The 16,050-nt window shown below is 58.2% G+C and carries 12 protein-coding genes; 1 reads left to right on the forward strand and 11 read right to left on the reverse strand.

Annotation, left to right across the window (positions count from 1 at the left end; all coding sequences use genetic code 11):
* Positions 1–127: 127 nt before the first annotated feature.
* Both IPH10_14055 and IPH10_14060 read right to left on the reverse strand, forming a co-directional pair.
* Positions 128–1,447, reverse strand: a complete 1,320-nt coding sequence (locus IPH10_14055) for an alpha/beta fold hydrolase (protein ID MBK6912031.1) — start codon at positions 1,445–1,447, stop codon at positions 128–130.
* Between the two features lie 117 nt (positions 1,448–1,564).
* Entirely contained in the window at positions 1,565–4,900 is a 3,336-nt protein-coding gene (locus IPH10_14060) for a trypsin-like peptidase domain-containing protein (protein MBK6912032.1), read from the reverse strand.
* A 196-nt stretch (positions 4,901–5,096) separates the two neighbouring features.
* Here IPH10_14060 and IPH10_14065 point away from each other — a divergent pair, with 196 nt between their 5' ends.
* Positions 5,097–5,768 carry a hypothetical protein gene (locus IPH10_14065; GenBank protein ID MBK6912033.1) on the forward strand — a complete coding sequence of 224 codons (672 nt, stop codon included), beginning with the start codon at positions 5,097–5,099 and terminating at the stop codon, positions 5,766–5,768.
* Positions 5,769–5,846: 78 nt separating this feature from the next.
* Here IPH10_14065 and IPH10_14070 read toward each other — a convergent pair whose 3' ends face one another.
* From IPH10_14070 to IPH10_14110, 9 genes are all read right to left on the reverse strand, one after another.
* The gene (locus IPH10_14070; GenBank protein MBK6912034.1) at positions 5,847–6,206 is read right to left on the reverse strand and encodes an MGMT family protein; all 360 of its coding nucleotides are present in this window, start codon (positions 6,204–6,206) and stop codon (positions 5,847–5,849) included.
* A 77-nt stretch (positions 6,207–6,283) separates the two neighbouring features.
* The gene (locus IPH10_14075; protein MBK6912035.1) at positions 6,284–7,180 is read right to left on the reverse strand and encodes a hypothetical protein; all 897 of its coding nucleotides are present in this window, start codon (positions 7,178–7,180) and stop codon (positions 6,284–6,286) included.
* 155 nt (positions 7,181–7,335) lie between these two features.
* Positions 7,336–9,684, reverse strand: coding sequence for a hypothetical protein (locus IPH10_14080; protein MBK6912036.1), 2,349 nt, complete (start codon positions 9,682–9,684; stop codon positions 7,336–7,338).
* Between the two features lie 129 nt (positions 9,685–9,813).
* On the reverse strand, positions 9,814–11,553 hold the full coding sequence (locus tag IPH10_14085) for a hypothetical protein (GenBank protein MBK6912037.1): 1,740 nt from the start codon (positions 11,551–11,553) through the stop codon (positions 9,814–9,816).
* A complete protein-coding gene (locus IPH10_14090; GenBank protein MBK6912038.1) occupies positions 11,462–12,454 on the reverse strand; it encodes a hypothetical protein in 993 nt (330 codons plus the stop codon). The genes IPH10_14085 and IPH10_14090 overlap by 92 nt, the downstream gene beginning before the upstream one ends.
* A 32-nt stretch (positions 12,455–12,486) precedes the next feature.
* On the reverse strand, positions 12,487–12,798 hold the full coding sequence (locus IPH10_14095) for a hypothetical protein (protein ID MBK6912039.1): 312 nt from the start codon (positions 12,796–12,798) through the stop codon (positions 12,487–12,489).
* Positions 12,799–13,004: 206 nt separating this feature from the next.
* Positions 13,005–13,229 (reverse strand): hypothetical protein, encoded by a 225-nt coding sequence (locus tag IPH10_14100; GenBank protein ID MBK6912040.1) that lies wholly within the window; start codon positions 13,227–13,229, stop codon positions 13,005–13,007.
* 305 nt (positions 13,230–13,534) lie between these two features.
* Positions 13,535–13,867: a hypothetical protein gene (locus tag IPH10_14105; protein ID MBK6912041.1), complete on the reverse strand. Its 333-nt coding sequence runs from the start codon at positions 13,865–13,867 to the stop codon at positions 13,535–13,537.
* A gap of 261 nt (positions 13,868–14,128) precedes the next feature.
* Positions 14,129–15,280, reverse strand: a complete 1,152-nt coding sequence (locus IPH10_14110; GenBank protein MBK6912042.1) for a hypothetical protein — start codon at positions 15,278–15,280, stop codon at positions 14,129–14,131.
* Positions 15,281–16,050: the final 770 nt, after the last annotated feature.

The following is a 16,050-nucleotide window of genomic DNA, read 5'->3' on the forward strand; positions in this document are numbered from 1 at the left end:
TTCTGCGTCGAGCCGAATGCGCCCGACTTCAACACGTAGAAATAGAGACCGGAGGGCACGGGAGCGCCCCTCGGGCAGTTCCGCGTCATGAAGACCGGCAATCGTGCGGAATCGGCACAGCGAAGAATCAGCGCATGGCCACAGCGCGGCACCAGTCTACAACTACTTTGACGATGTCCCGGTTGAATTCCTTGTTCGGCATGCCGCTGATCATGTTGTCAAAGCTGGCCTGCTGGTCAGGCTGGCGGAACATGAAATGATCCATGTCGTCAATCGTAACGAACTCGGCTGTCCCGGGGCGGAATGAGTTGATGAGGTCCACGCCATATTGATGCTCCTCGGGCGCGGTCACGAAATCACTGGTGCCCTGAATGAACAGCACCCTGCCCGTGGCCTTCTGCCACAGCGCGCCGGGATTGTTCAGAACGAGGTCCTTAATGAAGCGCGGATGCACGGGATACTGCAAATACTCAGCAAGTTCGGGATGCGCGGCGATGATCTCGTCGGCGCTCTGACCGGAATAGCCGAGCAGATAGAGCGCCTGCAATTTCAAGTGCGCCGCGATTTCGATCGAATCGTAAGGCGACTTGGCGAGCAGCATCTGGCGGCGCTGGTTGATTAATTCGTACTCGCTCCAGTCAATCGCCGAGGTGTTCAGCGCGACGATACCGACGAGCGGAATCTCCGTGCTGATATAGGGGCCGACCAGTCCGCCCATGCTGTGACCGAAGGCGATAATGCGCTGCTTGTCGGCGAACTTGAATTTGTCAAGCTGCTTCAGCGCCTCGACGAAGCCGTGCACCTCGTCATAAAAGCTCATCTCGGCGCAGGGCGGGCCCTGGCTGTCGCCCATGCCGGTAAACTCGACGCGCAGCGTGGCAAAACCCTGCCGTGTGAGTTCCCAGAGAATTTCTTTGTAAGACTCCATCGAGGCAGCGAGCGGATCCACCGAATAGCAGCCCAGCCCGGGGCAGAGGACGACCAGCGGAAACGGGCCCTCGCCGTGCGGCTTGGTAAACACGACGCGGCGCAAATGGCCGTCAATATTCACGGCGTCGTGCAGGATCTCAAACTCTTCGCTCGTTTCACGCGGGCGCTCCTTCAGCGTCACGGACTTCGAGAGCTTTTTGCTGCCGCGCATCAACTCGAGCTTCACTTTCGCGCCGGGGCCAAGTTCTTTGATCAGGCCGGTCAGATCGGCGGAAGTCTGGAGCGCTTTGCCATCGGCGGTCAACAGAATGTCACCCACTTCGAGACCACCGTCCGCGGCGCTGGAATTGGGAAGAATCATGGGCAGAACGAGACCCTGTCCGAACGGCTGGTTGACCGCGAGCAGTTCGGCATCGGTCGCCGGACGCAGTTGCGCGCCGAACTGCGGGCCGCGCGGCAGCGGGTCCTTGGCATAGGTCAGCGAAACAAGAAGGAGGAAAATCAAGAGGCGAATCATGGGAGTCTCCTGGAAGGTGGGGGTTAACACTTTCTTGGAGTGGCGGGCCGCGCCGGAGGTTGCACAACGAAACGGCCCTCCGAAGAGGGCCGTTTTCGGGACCAAATGGCTAACGGGCTATTTCCCGTTCTTGTAGGCCTGCTCTTCGACTTCGTTGTTCATTAGGAGCGCAGGATTCTCGCGGACAACGCTCATCACAGCGTCGGCCTTTGTCAGACCCAGCGCGGCGTTGTTGCCGGATTCGTTGGGCGCGGTGGCAGCGACGGGAACGTATTCAGCGGTGACCGCGAAGAAGACTTCAAACGACGGTTCGTTTAGACAGCCGGAACAGTCGAAGGAGTTGGTGGCCACATCGGCAATCAGATTGGCAGGCGAGACGATGTCGTTCTGATCCGTCGAACGATAGATATGATAGACATTGGCATTCAGCGCGCTCGACCAGAAGAGCTGCGCCGACGAGGTGGACGGCTCGACGCGAATGACGAGACTGTCGGGAGCAAGAGCGACCGGCGGCGGGCAGGGCACACCACTGGCGTTTATCACATAGTTGCCGCAGTTGCTTGAAAAACCGTGCACCAGAATCTGATAGTTGGTATTCGGTTCGGCACGGAAGGTTGCGGTGGACTGATAGGAGAGGCCGCCGCCGCAGTCGTCGTCATCGCTGCATACAATCAGCGGCGCGATGTTCGGACAAGTGCCGCCATAGATTCCGAGGCCGGTGTCATAGGAGGAGCCGCACAGCGATACGGTGACGTCCTGACAGGTCGTCGAGTAGTAGTTGTACACGACTTCACGCGAATCGGGCCCGACGCACGGCGTGTAGTTGTCGGCCATGCAGCAGGTGTTGCCGTAGTCCGTGAAGGGCAGCGTCGCGATTTGCAGCGCCGTCTCACACACATCGCCGGCGGGCGCAGGGATGGCGCCGGGAATGTTGTAGAACTGAATCGAGAACGGGCCTGCGCTGTCTTGAAAACCGGAGACAACTATGTAGTAGGTGCGGTTGGCCTCGGCAGCCCATGTCGCTTGACTGGCCAGACCGCAGTAGTCGTCGTTAAACGCGACAACGGTCGTGCCGGGGCAGGGGCCGCCGGTGCGCACTTCGACATACGAGTCGTAGCCGGTTTCAAAGCACATGGAGACGCCCATATTCTGGCAAATCGGCGACGTGTATTGGAACAACACGTCTTTCGCCGCCGGGTTGAAATAGGTCGCGATGTCGTCGCGCGCGGGGCGCGTGTCGCCAAAGTCATTGAACGGGAGGCTGGGGACGACATAGGGTGTGGCACAGGCATCGTTCCAGACTTCAAGTTCGAGCGACGAGAAGCCGGTCGCACCATTGTATCCGTCCATGGTGATGTAGTAGACTTGGCCGACGCTGGCATCAAATACGACGGTACTGGCCAATGAGCTCGTTCCGCAGAGGTAGTCGTCGCTGCAGCCAGTGGCCCACGTTCCCGGGCAGGCACCGCCCTCGCGAACCTGAAGAATCGTGTCGAAATTGATGTAACAGGTCTTGGCGCGCATAACCTGATTGTAAGGCGAGACCCAGTACCAATGCACGTCCTGTGCGTCGTTGCTCTGACAGGTCGGGTTGACATCATCTCCGCCGCAATCCGTCGCGCCGTAGGTGAAGTAGGGGACTTCGGTGATTTCGTAGCCGGGGCACTGCGCGTTGCCCTGCGCACCGGCGGCGGTGCCGGTGACATTCAACACGAAGTTACCCCACGAGGACGCATAGCCTTCCAGCACGATGGTGTAGCTGACGCCGCCCTGCGCGTTGAACGTGACCTGACTCTGCGTGCCGCAGAAGTCGTCGTTGCAACCGGCTTGCGTAAACCACTGACTGCAGCTCCCCTGAAACACGAACAGCTCGGTGTCGAAATTTGAGCCGCAAGTCGAGACCGTGACCGTGTGGTCGCAGGGCAGATTCAGCGTGTAGATGACTTCCGGAGCGGTATTCGTATAATTGCAGGCGATCGTGTTGAAATTGTTCGCGGCGAAGAGCGTGCTGCCGGACGCGGAAAACGGAAGCGTCGTGATATTCGTGAAGCCCGGCTGACCGCAGGAGTCGTTGGGCGGGCCGAAGGGCTGCCAGTAGTTGCTGACTTGCGAGCCGCTGTTGTTGGGATCAAGCCAGTCGCGCAAGCGCGTGCTCTGATTGCCGCCGCCGTCCCAGCTTACGGACAGTTTGCCGTATCTGTCCGCGGCATTCGGCGTGCTGCAAGATGATAAACCGCCATGTAACTGGCCAATCACGCGGCCAGTGTTGGCGATGAGCGGCGAACCGGAGGAGCCGCCCTGAGTGACGCCATTGTCCCATTGCACCGCCCAGTGGGTGTTGGGGAAATTGCCGTTCCAACCCGAGGTGGTCGGAGGATTGTAATCTTCACAGCCCTTTTTCACATCGCCGATCGGATGGTGAATGCCATACGTGGACGACGGCGTGCCGGTCCAGCGATCCCAACCCATGAACGCAGGAATGAAGGGTGAGTTGGGGCGCGGACGCGACAAGCGAAGCAGGGCGAAGTCCGAGTCGAGCCAATTTGAGAGAAGCGTGGCGTTCGAGACGACGTGGTTCAAACTACCGTTAGTATTCGGCGAACACGCTGGGCTTTCGTAGTTGAAGTAGAAGAGCCAGTTATTCTGATTGCCATTCAAGCAATGGTCGGCGGTCAGGAAAAGCGGATCACCGTTCTGCAGAGTGTTGTTGAGCATGGTGCCTGAGCAAACGCCGCCCATCGGATCGGCAACCAGCGCCACGGCACGCTTCTCTTCCTGCATGTAGCCAAAGCAATTAATATTGACATGACAGGCTTCGGCATCGCCGAAGGCGTCGAGTGCGTCGCGGTCGCGGGCTTCGACGTCATGAAAGTGGCGGTAGCCGTGCAGCACGCGCAGCACCGACAGTTCGCCGACGTCCGACTGATCAACGGGCACATGATACTCGAGCGTGACCGCTTCGCCGCGAATAATCGGCGTTACGTTCGTGCCATCCCAATTGTCCACGCTGGTATAGGGACCGTAGATCATTGAACGGTCGTCGTTGTAGAGAAAGAGCTCGCAGGGCTTGACGATGCGCCACTGGTCATAGACCAGCCACGTGTCGGTGGCGTTAGGCGAGACGATCCGCAATCGCCAGATGCGCGAGCCGTCGGGGAGCATTTCCCACGAACCGGAGTTGTTGAGGTTGTAATTGACTTCCTGCGGCCGGGCAATCAGCGCCGGAGGCGTCACGCCTTGCTGCTGCGCGAGCGCGTAGTTGGCCTCATCTTCCAGCAGAAACGTGCGGTTGTCCTGCGCGGGCAGCGTCACCGTTTGCGGCGCGGAAACCGAGTACTCGGAACTCGGCGGGAGCAGTTGCTGATCAGGCGGCGCAAAGGCCTGTGTTTGCGCAAAGGCATACGACGCGCACAACAGCACGAGGAGCGTCCACATAATTCGCGAGCTCTTCATCCAAATCTCCTTAAGTCTAAGACACAATACGCCGCCCGAAAACAGGCGGCGTTCAGCAAAATATTCTACGACCAACATGTAGTTCAATCTAACGAAAAATCATCGATACTACAACAAACCCCATCAGAAATAATAAGTAATTATTGTCCATCCGCTATCCTAACCCGCTGTTAACCCTACACAGGAGTCCCACCTCATGATCCTCCAGACCCGTTCGCTTCCCATCGCCCTCCTCAGCACGCCGCCTGCTCACGATCAACTGGCGGCGATCCATGCGCTGCCCAATCCGCCCTTGGTGCCGTTGCATGAGCATGAAATACACGTGCGCCGCTGTCGCTTGGCAGGCGACGCGATTGACGGCCACTTCGGCTGTTTTCGCACAGGCGATCTCGACAACATCTTGCAACTCACCAACGGCGCACCGGCCTTAATCGGACACAACCGCTATTCGATTGCCGTGGCGCGGTTTTTCGGCGGCACGATTGAGCCGCATCTGAATCACCGTTACATCGTGCCGAATTTCTATTGGCCCAAGGCGCACAGCGGCGCGGAAGATTTTCGCGTGCTGCTGGACAGCGGCATCATCACCGAAGCGTCCATTGCGTTCACCTTTCAAAAACCCACCTGCGCGGTGTGCGGTCACGACATCCGCGACTGCGAACACGAGCCGGGCGTCATGTACGGCCAGCAGTTGTGCCACTACTGGTACGACGGCGTGGACAAGGTGCTGGAAGGCAGCTTCGTCTATCGCGGCAGTGAACCGGGCACCGGTGTGCTGGCCGAAATGAAAAACCTGCAGCGCGGCCTCAAGCACAAGCGCCTGACCATGCGGCTGGGCGGGAAGGTGTATGAGGTCCTTCCGCAATAAGTTAAGGGCCGGTCAATTGACCGGCCCGTATTGTCTTGGACAAAACCCACGCCGGAGGCGCGGGCTAGGCTAAATTGTTCATTTCTTCCAGCCGAATTTCTTGAAATCCACTTTGTCGCGGTGATCGAACTCGACGCCTTCGTGTTCGAGAAACTTGCGTTGGATTTTGGCGGCGAGGGGGTTGCTGCGGATCGAAATGTAGCCTTGCGCGTTGATGACGCGCTGCCAGGGGACGTTCTCGACGTCGCTCTCACTTAGGGCGTGCAGCGCGTAGCCGACCATCCGCGCATGCCGCTCGAGGCCCGCGATGCGCGCGACCTGACCGTAGCTGGCAACCTTGCCGCGCGGGATTTTTTTCACAACGGCGTAGATGCGGCGGTAGAGGGAGTCGGACTTCACTTGTGAAGGATGAAGGAAAAAGGCGGATGCGGAATAGATGATATTTGATTGATGATTGCGGAGACGCGCGCTTTGGGGTTCGGGGCACCCGCAGCGGGTGCCGCCGCGACTCTTCTTCAGACGTCGTAGTTCAGCAGCTTGTAGATGATCAGCGCGCGGACGGTCAGCTCGCGGTCGGGCGCGGAGTCCTCCAGCGGAAAGTACCACGACAACGACAACGGCGTTTCGGTGAAGTCGAAGTGCCACAAACCGTCGGCGTCCTGCGCGACTTCGAGTTCATCGTACAGCCAGCGCAAGTGCTCCACATCTCCGACGATGCCCGCGCGCGCGCCGTGTTCAAGATCATAGAGCATGCGCACCGGTTCGGCCAGATAGATGCCTTTATCGGGAATCAGCAGGCGCGACGCTTCCGGGAGCAGCGCCGTGGGGAGATTCTCGACTTCAGTCAGAAGTTTGATCAGCAATTGACGTTTGCCGAGCATCTGCTGCGGCGGGGCTTGCCACCAGGCCATCGCGGAGTAGGCAGGCACCGTGGGCGGAGCCGAGCGCTTGTTCGCAAACCAGCGCTCCCAATCAAGCCTGACCAATTCCAAATAGGTCTCTAACAACGGATGCACGCCGCGCGTGGCCCGAGCGAGCATGTGCAGGCAGATGTCGCGCACCAGCGAGCGCTGGGCGGCGGGGAGTTCCCACGTCGCATTGTCCTGCGCGAGGGTGGGCAGCACGACGCGTTCAAGCGTGTTGGTCACCGCCTGATGCGATTCCGCGCCGGCTTCACAGAGCCAGAGCAAGGCTGCGGCCGTGTGCGACAGGCGATCCCCGAACGAGCCGTTCGTCAACTGCTGGCCGGTTATTTCAAGCACGCGCGCATGCTTCAGCACGGCCGCTTGCGCCGCGGCAGTTTCAATCCAACTTTCATCACGGCCCAATACGTCTCGCAAAATGCGAAAGCGCAGCAGCGGGCCGCTGTCGGTGAACAGCGACTGAAAGGAAGGCGGTAGGTCGGGAATCACGGGAGTAGTGCGAAAATCATGAGATTAGGAATATTCACGCTGACGTCAAAAAGCTATGAGCAGCCTACAAGTCCCGGTTAATATGCAAATGAGTTTTAAGAAATGCAAACGGGGCCGATTGCTCGGCCCCGTCCACACAGGTATGCGGTTGCACTTCAAGGTGTGCAGTCAGAGGTTACCACAAAATAGTTGCGGCCAGAGGGCGGTTCGGGCACGATGGACGTTGTGGCGGTCGAGGTGGTTAGCAGATCACCAGGTAGAGGCACAGCCTCGGGACTTGAAACCGCGTAAACGTGATACCGGAAGGCTCCGTCAACGGGTAGCCAGCTCAGACCGAACTGTAACGGAGTGAAGTTCGCGACGCGTAGGCGCAGCGCAACAGGCTGGGGGCAAGCGGCAGGCTCGACACAGCTAACGGTCAGCACGTACGGACCGTTCCCGGATTCAGAGTAGGCGCGGACCCTATAAGAACTCACCGCTGGCTCATTCAAGGCGACTATCCGCGCGTCGCCACCGTAGCCAGAATTGGCATCCCCCGCTACAACTGTGCACGCGCCGCCGCGCATTAGTTGAATCGCGGGATCGAGAGTCGACCCGAATGGAAACCAGTTAGGGTTGTCGCCACCGTGGATGTTGATTTCAACATAGTCGGTCATCCCAGAAAGATCAACGCGAATGTAATCCGAGGCGCCGTTGTCAAGTTCGCCGCAAATCGTGTCGCCGCACAGCACGATCTGTTGAAACCCGTTTCCGCTGCAACTATTGTTAGGTTCCAGATCGCGATCGGGGTAGTCACACGAGTTCGGCGGACAGGGAGATGTTACGGCGGCCAGGGCCAAGACGTAGTTCCCGACTTCTCCGGGCGTGGCCATGACATCAATCACGTAAGGTGTGCCGCCTTCAATGAAGATATTATCAAGCCGGGCATCGCCTCCGGTTCCGCCGGAGTCGTCGGAGGCGATCTCGACGCAGTCACGAAACACTCTCAAGTTCGGATTCACGCCGACCGTATGCGGAGAATGTCCGGGAGTGGATCGACCAAAGGCATCGATCGAAAGGAAAGCGCATTGTCCGGCGGGCAACGTGAGACGGAAGAGATCGCGGTCGCCGTTGGCGTCGATGAATCCACAGATGGTGTCCGTGAAAGCGACGACCGGAAGCACGGGCTGACCGCAGCTTGGCGCGTTTGTGCCATCGTCGACAAGTGCATGATCGCACCATAGATTGCAGTCAATCTCAACACCCGACGCATGCAGCAAATAGCTCCCATAGCTTGCGTTAAGGCCGGAAACGCGCAATCGATAGAAACCGGGCGGCAGCGGCAGGCTCAACGACGGATCGGACATTGCCGAGCCTTGCGCGCTAATGATGAAATCGTCGCATGTGGGGCCGTAGAGCGCGATTTCCGTTTCAGGACCCTGGGCGGCCAAACAGCTTGCGGTCACCTCGCGAGACTCTACCGAGATGTCCACCTCGTGACAGGTGGTCGGGACATTGAAATAGTACCATACTTCGGGGACGGATACCGTCAGCGAATCGTAGCCTGAAATCTCATTGATGGTCAGAAATGCGTTAAAGAAGATGCAGTCCTCCGTCACGAAAGACTGCCCGGCGGCATCGTAACACGTTTCGCACGGACGAGGATCCGCTTCCCACCGAATAGCGTAGCTGTCCGATATTGGTCCATTTCGTCGGACACGCAAGTAGTAGGAGCCCGCCGAAAGCTGCAGATTCGACGGAGCCAAAACTGGATCAGCAGAGACACCACTTGCAGAAGCCAGTACCGAGCTGCAGTCTGATTCAAGGAGATCCACACTGCACGATGCATAGGAGTGGAAACCGGGGATATCGTATGTGTAACCCGCGAAAACAGACGCGTACACTCTCGTGCAGTTTTGCGGAATGTTGATCAGAAAGACGTCCACGCTGTCGCTGGGCGAGAACTCTGCGCACATTGTCGTATTGGGCAGCAACTCTGGCGCGCCTCCACAATAACTGTCCCCGTTTACCTCTAAAGAAGCAAACGGGCAGGTGCCGTTCAAATGCTCGCATGCTACGTCGTGAGATATGCTAATCGTGGCAAATTCATCGCCGCTGGCGAGGAAGCGATCCACGACGACAAAGTACGTTTCACCGGCGACTAGCGGTGCGCTATGAATGCAGTTCTGGTCTGGCGAATAACCACTTGAGGTATCATTCTCGCACGCGATCAAGGTCGCGGCGCTGTCGGGACAGCCGAGCCAAAGCGAGACGCCTAAGACGGGTAAATAGATGTGGGGGTCTCTCTGAAGGACGATGGTGACTGGCAGCGTGTCCGCGGCCGTGAAGCGGAAAACGGCGTCGTCACCGACTAAAGGTGCCGTGCAGGGGTTAGTAAAATCATCGGCGAATGCGGTGAGAATAGCCAGTCGACCGCAAAACGGTATGGCCTCGATCAGAAAGGGGTTAGAACAGTCATCGCCTTCGATCGCAAAGGCAGGCGATGCGAAAGGAAAGAGGATCAAGGCAAAAGATAGAATTAAGAATTCTCGCATGTCCAAAGGGCTCTCGGTTGCTTTAAATGTTTCGGTCTCTGCTCCATCGCAAACGGGGCCGATTGCTCGGCCCCGTTTGAACTTGGCGAGATTATGGGGTTATTCGCGCGGCATGATGATATCCGGCGCGGGCGGCGTCACCACGGTGGGGACGACATCGCAAGGCGGGAAGTCGTGGCGGCAGTAGCCGACTACATAGTAGATGTACTCTTCGACCGGATTGCCGAGCGGAATGACGTCTTCGTGAACAAAGAAGGTGTCATTCGTCGTGGCCACGTAGGTAAACGGCGACGGAATGAACACGCCGACCGGATCGCTCGTACGGTAGATGCGGTATTCATCCACGCCGGGAACAGGCGGCCAGTAGAGCACGATGTCTTCCAATTCGTTGCCGACGCCAATCGTATCCGGGAAGTGAATCACGACACTGTCAGGGGCTTCGCAGCGTGCGGGCTCGCAATCGGAGCAGACGGCACCGAGCAGATAGTTCCAACAGCTGAAGACTTGACCGGGTTGCGGCTCGTAGTTGATGAAATACACACCCGGCGAGAGACAAACCGACAGGCATTGGAATCCCTGACAGGCGGCGATGGGTGTGCACTCAACGAGATCAATGTTTTCACAGCCGTCACGGCCGGGGCCACGACTGTAGAGACTCAATGTACCGTCGAATTCACTCGACACGCACAGACGAACTTGCGTGGGCTGGAGTACAGGCATGAAATACCAATCCTGATCCGACGTCACGCCATTGGAGAATGACGTGCCGCAATAGAGGACGTCGCATCCAATTTCGAGGAAGTTTTGCGGATCGGTGTCGCAGCCGCCGTTGGTCGTATCCACATTGCCCGGGCAGGGTTCATTCTCGATTCGCGCGTCCTGCGGGCAGGGAACTTCACAGGGCGGATTGCAGGTGCAGCTCTCGCAGCCGATGAAGAGAATGTACGGGCCTTCGGTGAGACCTTCGCCGAAGACTCGGAGCATGTAGAAGCCCGGCTCAAGGCATGGCGTGTTCAGCTGGGCATCTTCACCAACACCGCTGTTCAAATCCTGATAGAGCATCTGCTGACAATCAGCTCTCCACAATTCGGCGGCGGTGTTCAAGCCGCGGCCGAACGGATAGAAGCCGGGAGTGTCGTCGCCCAGGATGTCAATGAAGAGCTGCGTGCACTGCGTAATCTGGAGCAGATACCAGTCGTCGTTGATACCGTGATCCTGCGTGATTTCCCCGCAGAGCGCGTCGTTGCAATGAATGAGCGGATTCTGCGTGCCGCAGTTGTCGTTGATCGGCTCGATGTCGAGACTCGGGTAGGGACAGGTGTCGCAGGGGGCACAGGAGATGGCCAGAATGTACGGTCCGCTGGTGAAGTCCTCCTGCTGCACCTGAATGTTGTAGGAACCTTGCGGGACGCAGATTTCCAGACGCGCATCTTCACCCGCGCCACCGGCTGTATCCACTCCGAGAATAGTGGTGCAGCCGTTGCCGACAAGCCGCACGAGCGGATCGAGACCTTGACCGAACGGGAAGTAGCCCGGAGTGTCATCGGCGAATACGTCGAGTGTCACGCGCGTGAGACCCGGACCGACGACGGTCAATAGATACCAGTCGTGATTATCCGTGGGCGAAAGCAGATTCCCGCAGAGCGTATCGCCGCACAGTGTCGGCGGATTGAACGTGCCGCAGGTGTTGTTGACCGCTTCGTTGTCGCGATTCGGATAGGGGCAGGTGCCGGGGCATTCGCACGGTTCACAGGCCGTGGCGAGAATGTAGGGTCCCGGTGCCGTTGCCGAGGTTGTTGATGAAGAGCTTGTAGGTACCGGCGGGCACGCAGACTTCAATATAGGGATCGAGGCCGACGCCGCTTGTATCATCGAAGGTTATCGTCGCAGCACAATCTCCCGTGATCATGCCGACGAACGGATCAAGACCGCGGCCGAACGGATAGAAGCCCGGCGTGTCATCGCCGAAGACGTTGATTTTCACGCGGTAGCAGCCCGTGCCGACGACGCGCAGCGTGTAGTAGTCCGTACCTGTTGCCGAGGTGAAGTCGCCGCACAGCGTGTCGCCGCAGGCGATGACTTCGCCGCCGTTGGCGCAGGTGTTGTTCGGCTCGATGTCGAGATTCGGATAGATGCAGGTGTCGGTGCACTGACAACTGCCGCAATTAATCGCGACAACGTAGGGACCGAAGTCCGTCGCAACCGGATTGCCGACGACGAGCAGGCGGTAGATGCCCGGTTCCAGACAGACGCTGTCAATGCGGGCATCGTTGCCGACGCCGCTGCTGCCGTCCGCGGCGTAGACAGTATCGCAAGCCGCCGAGTAAATGTAAACCGAGGGATCGAGTCCTTGTCCAAACGGCCAGTAGCCCGGAGTGTCGTTGCCGAAGACATCAATGGAGACATTGCGGCAGCCTGGTCCGGCGACTTGGAAGTAGTAGTAGTCTTGTGTGTCGTTGCCACCGAGAATATCGCCGCAGACGGTGTCACCGCACATCAATGTGCCGCCGCCACCGGAGCAGAGATTGTTCGTTTCGAAATCACGATTGGGAAAGGTGCAAGTGTCCTGACAGGGTGTGCTCGGGCAGAGTTCGCCCTGAACGACGTTGAATTGGTAGGGGCCGGAGTGCGGCGTGAGACCACCATCCACGACGACGAAGTAGGTGTTGTTGGCGGCCAGTGTCACGCCGGAACAGCAGGCGTCATCGCCGCAGACGTTGTCGCTGCAGCAGACCAGCACGCCGCCCTGCGACGGGCAGCCGCGCCAGATGGTCAGCGCTGAATTGTAGGACGTGCCGCAGAGCGAAAACGGAGCGTACTCGTCACCGGCGGCGTGATGGAATAGACGACGTCCGGCGCGACGCTGCCGGTCTGACAGGGCACACCGTAATCATTGAGGTGACCGGCGGTGCTGCCGGTGTCACAAAACGGGATCGTGGTGATGGCCACGGCGGTCGCGCAGGTCTCGCCACCTTGGTCGAGCGGGTTGTTCGGGTCGCGGCTGTCCTCTCCTTGGGCGGCCCAAAGTGGTAGAGCCAGCGTCAGCAGAAGCAGGGTAAGCACAAGGCTACGACATCGCTTCATCTTGATTTCTCCTAATTTAGTCATATTTCATCTGTGCAGCGCAAGTTGCTATTCTATATGATATAATAAAACACCCTACCCCAAAGGCGCAAGCCATTCTATGATAATCTTTAGAATCGATCAAGAGAGTTTGGAATTAGTTACTACACTCGTCGACTTGAGATAATATAAACAAGTATTTAAAGCGATAAGTGAGTAAATAGATTTCATGATTGCTTGACAATCGTGAGGCGAATGCCGTTCTTTTGTCCACATCGAATGAGGTTTCTAAAGGGGGTCACATGGAACAGATCGCGGCGTTTCGGCTCTGTCCAAAATGCGGGTTTGAATGGGAGACGGTTGAGCACTTCCTGGTCGATCAGTCCGTTCGGGTTATTGCGTATGAGCCCATGTTCAGCAACCCTGAAGAGGGGCACTTCTTTTTCGTCCATGAGGCCGTGGGTTGTCACGAGGGTTTTCGCTGATGGTGGGTCAACTGGCTGGTGCGTTTCGCGCGCCGCGCGGCAAGGAGTTACATTTCGCGGGCCCTGAGTGTGAGGGGCGTTGCTTTGTGCGGCATGATCTGGCGCCATGCGAGGTGGAGTGCTCGATGCGCTGGCGCGGGTCATCCGGCAGCACCTGCGCGAGCACAAGCTGCCGGAAGCGTAGGGCGATTGCCAAAACTATTCAAAGCAAACAGCCGCATGGAGTGTCAATGCGGCTGTTGTTGTTTAATTGGGTGCGTGAAATCTTGCGATTAGTTGCCGCTGTCGCAGGGTGGGGCGCTGGTCAGGAAGCGGACAACGACCGCATAGTAGACCTGTTCGGTTGATCCGTCGTTTTGAATCCGACTCTCATCAATGTAGCGGTTGAGATCGGTGACGGCGATCAAATTCTCAGGCGAGATGATCGCCCCGGGATCGGTATTGGTCGTGCGATAGACCAGATATTGATCGGCGTCTTGGATTTCTTCCCAGCGCAGCACGACATTCGTGCGCTCGGGGTCGGCGACGTACTCGTCATCCGGGAAGTGAACCGTCAAGTGTTCGATCGGAGCAGGACGTGACGGCTGACAATCTCCGCATTTCATGCTCAAGCGATATTTGCCGCAAGTCACGAAGTAGGGAGCGAGCGGCTTGACCTCGAAGAAGTAATCGCCGGGAGCAAGACAGAGTGAGTCACATGTTGTGGCGCACTGCGGCGCGATGGTGCAGTTCAGGAGGTCGCGTTCCCAGCAGAAGTCGGAGGCGGGTCCGGCGGCGATAACTGAAAGTGCCGCGTCGAAGCTGGATTCGGGCAGACGGCAACCATGTCATTGGAGTCGTGGACTGTGAATTGGTACCAATCTTGGTCAATGAATGCCTCGTTCGCATCGGAGTAGCCGAAGTAGGATTCGCCGCACTGGATGGAATAGGCTGAGAAGAACTCGCCTTCGCAGCCGTTGCCCGCGGACGACATCCCACAGTACTCGTATTCGAACAGGTCGCCCGGCAGCGGTTCGACGATGCAGACTTCCAAACACTCCGCCGGTTGACCATTCACTTCCAGTATGTAGCGGCCGCTGGAGTTCGCAGTGCCGCGTACGACGATCGTGTAGGCGGATTCGGGATACTCTTGGCAAAAGGTTGCGATTGGATCGGTACCCACGCCGCCGAAGTCTTCGCTGTAAAGGACCGCCGCAGTTGGCGCTATAGACGTCAATCGCCGCATCGAGACCGCCGCCGAAGGCGCATTGGTCCGGAGTGTCATCGGCGAGCACTCGGATTGTGAACCAAGTGCAGGCGTCCTGCGGCGGAATGAAGGTGTAGTAGTCGAGGTCGTTGGGATTCAGAATCTCGCCGCAGAATGTTTGACCACAGGAGACGACAGGATTGTCCAGACCGCACGAGCCGTTGTTCGCCTCGTTGTCGCGATTCGGGTGGGGGCACGTCTCGCACGGGCAGCTTTCGCAGCGCGTGCCGAGAATGTACGGGCCTACGCTGCCGTTGCCTTCAACCTTGATCGAGTAGAAACCTTGCGGCAGGAAGATCGGGCCGAGGAACGCATCCGCGCCCAAGCCGCTGTCGTCGTCGTTGGCAATCATGCTTTGACACTGGTTGCCAAACAGGAACAGCTTGGGGTTAAGCCCTTGACCATATGTGAAGAAGCCGGGATGACCGTCGGCGATGAGAGACACTGAAACTGTTTCGCCCGATTGTTCGGTTACCTCAAAATTGAACCAGTCCACGTCCGCGAGGTTCGTGATGGCGCCCCAGAGCGAATCACCTGAGGCGAGTGCGGGGTTGTTCGGGCCGCAGAGATTGTTGTTTTGCTCAAGATCAAAATTCGGCAGCGATGTCGTGCCGCAGGCGCATTCGGTACACTTGAACAGCAGCATGTAGTAGCCGCCCGGACCTTGACTGGCCACACCGAATTGATAGAGTCCCGGCAACAGGCAAGCGAGGTCAAGATAGACATCGTCTTCGCCGGTAACACTCGCCTCGGGCAGGCCCACGAACTGCATCCTTCGTCAATGCGGTGAGTGTAGATAACCGGATTGAATGTGCCAGCACCGTCAGGAAATCCGAAGACTTCAATGGTGGGTTGATAGCAGAATCCGGGGTCAATGTAGAAGGTGTAGTAGTCAACCGTATCCGGTCCGCTCATCGAGGAAACGTGACCGACCAAGGTATCGTCACAAACGATGAACGGGGCATCCAGCCCGCAACGCTCGTCGTTTACCGGTTCGATGTCGCGGCTTTCGCCGGGGAAAGGGTTCGAGTCGCAAGCGTTCTCAGAGCAGATCGTTCCTTCGCGAATGTTGAGCTGGTAGATGCCGCTATTCATCCAACTTTGGCCGCCGTCTACCACGATATAGTAAAAGGAATCGGGGTGCATGGTGAAGGTGACACAACCGTCATCTTCGCAAACGCTGTTGCTGCAGCCGATCAAGGTGCTGCCGGCGCGTCGGGGTGGCGATTGCGCCAGACATGCAGTGCGCCGTCAAATCCGGTGCCGCAGAGTGAGGCCGTGACGGTGCGGACAAAGCTGTCGCCATAGTAATCGAGACAATAGACCACGTCAGGACCGGTATTGAAAGGCCCACCGATGCAAGGAACGCTGTAGTCATTGCGCGCCGGCGGTAGTGGCGGTCGTGCAAAACGGAAGCTCAGAGAAGTGGAGCGGGATGGAATCGCGACAGGCCTCGCCCCACGAAAGGTCATCCAGAGGGTGTGATCGGCGAGCGGTCCGAAGGGTTGGCCGCGTTGGCCAGAGCCACGGTCGAAGCAAGGA

It is taken from the genome of bacterium, from assembly GCA_016702305.1.
Classification (GTDB): Bacteria; Electryoneota; RPQS01; order RPQS01; family RPQS01; genus JABWCQ01.

What these genes read in the sequence shown, in the direction of transcription:
- IPH10_14055 (MBK6912031.1), bottom strand. Translation starts at nt 1,447, where the DNA reads ATGATTCGCCTCTTGATTTTCCTCCTTCTTGTTTCGCTGACCTATGCC.
- IPH10_14060 (MBK6912032.1), bottom strand. Translation starts at nt 4,900, where the DNA reads ATGAAGAGCTCGCGAATTATGTGGACGCTCCTCGTGCTGTTGTGCGCG.
- IPH10_14065 (MBK6912033.1), top strand. Translation starts at nt 5,097, where the DNA reads ATGATCCTCCAGACCCGTTCGCTTCCCATCGCCCTCCTCAGCACGCCG.
- IPH10_14095 (MBK6912039.1), bottom strand. Translation starts at nt 12,798, where the DNA reads ATGAAGCGATGTCGTAGCCTTGTGCTTACCCTGCTTCTGCTGACGCTG.
- IPH10_14100 (MBK6912040.1), bottom strand. Translation starts at nt 13,229, where the DNA reads ATGGACGAAAAAGAAGTGCCCCTCTTCAGGGTTGCTGAACATGGGCTC.
- IPH10_14105 (MBK6912041.1), bottom strand. Translation starts at nt 13,867, where the DNA reads ATGAAATGCGGAGATTGTCAGCCGTCACGTCCTGCTCCGATCGAACAC.
- IPH10_14110 (MBK6912042.1), bottom strand. Translation starts at nt 15,280, where the DNA reads ATGCAGTTCGTGGGCCTGCCCGAGGCGAGTGTTACCGGCGAAGACGAT.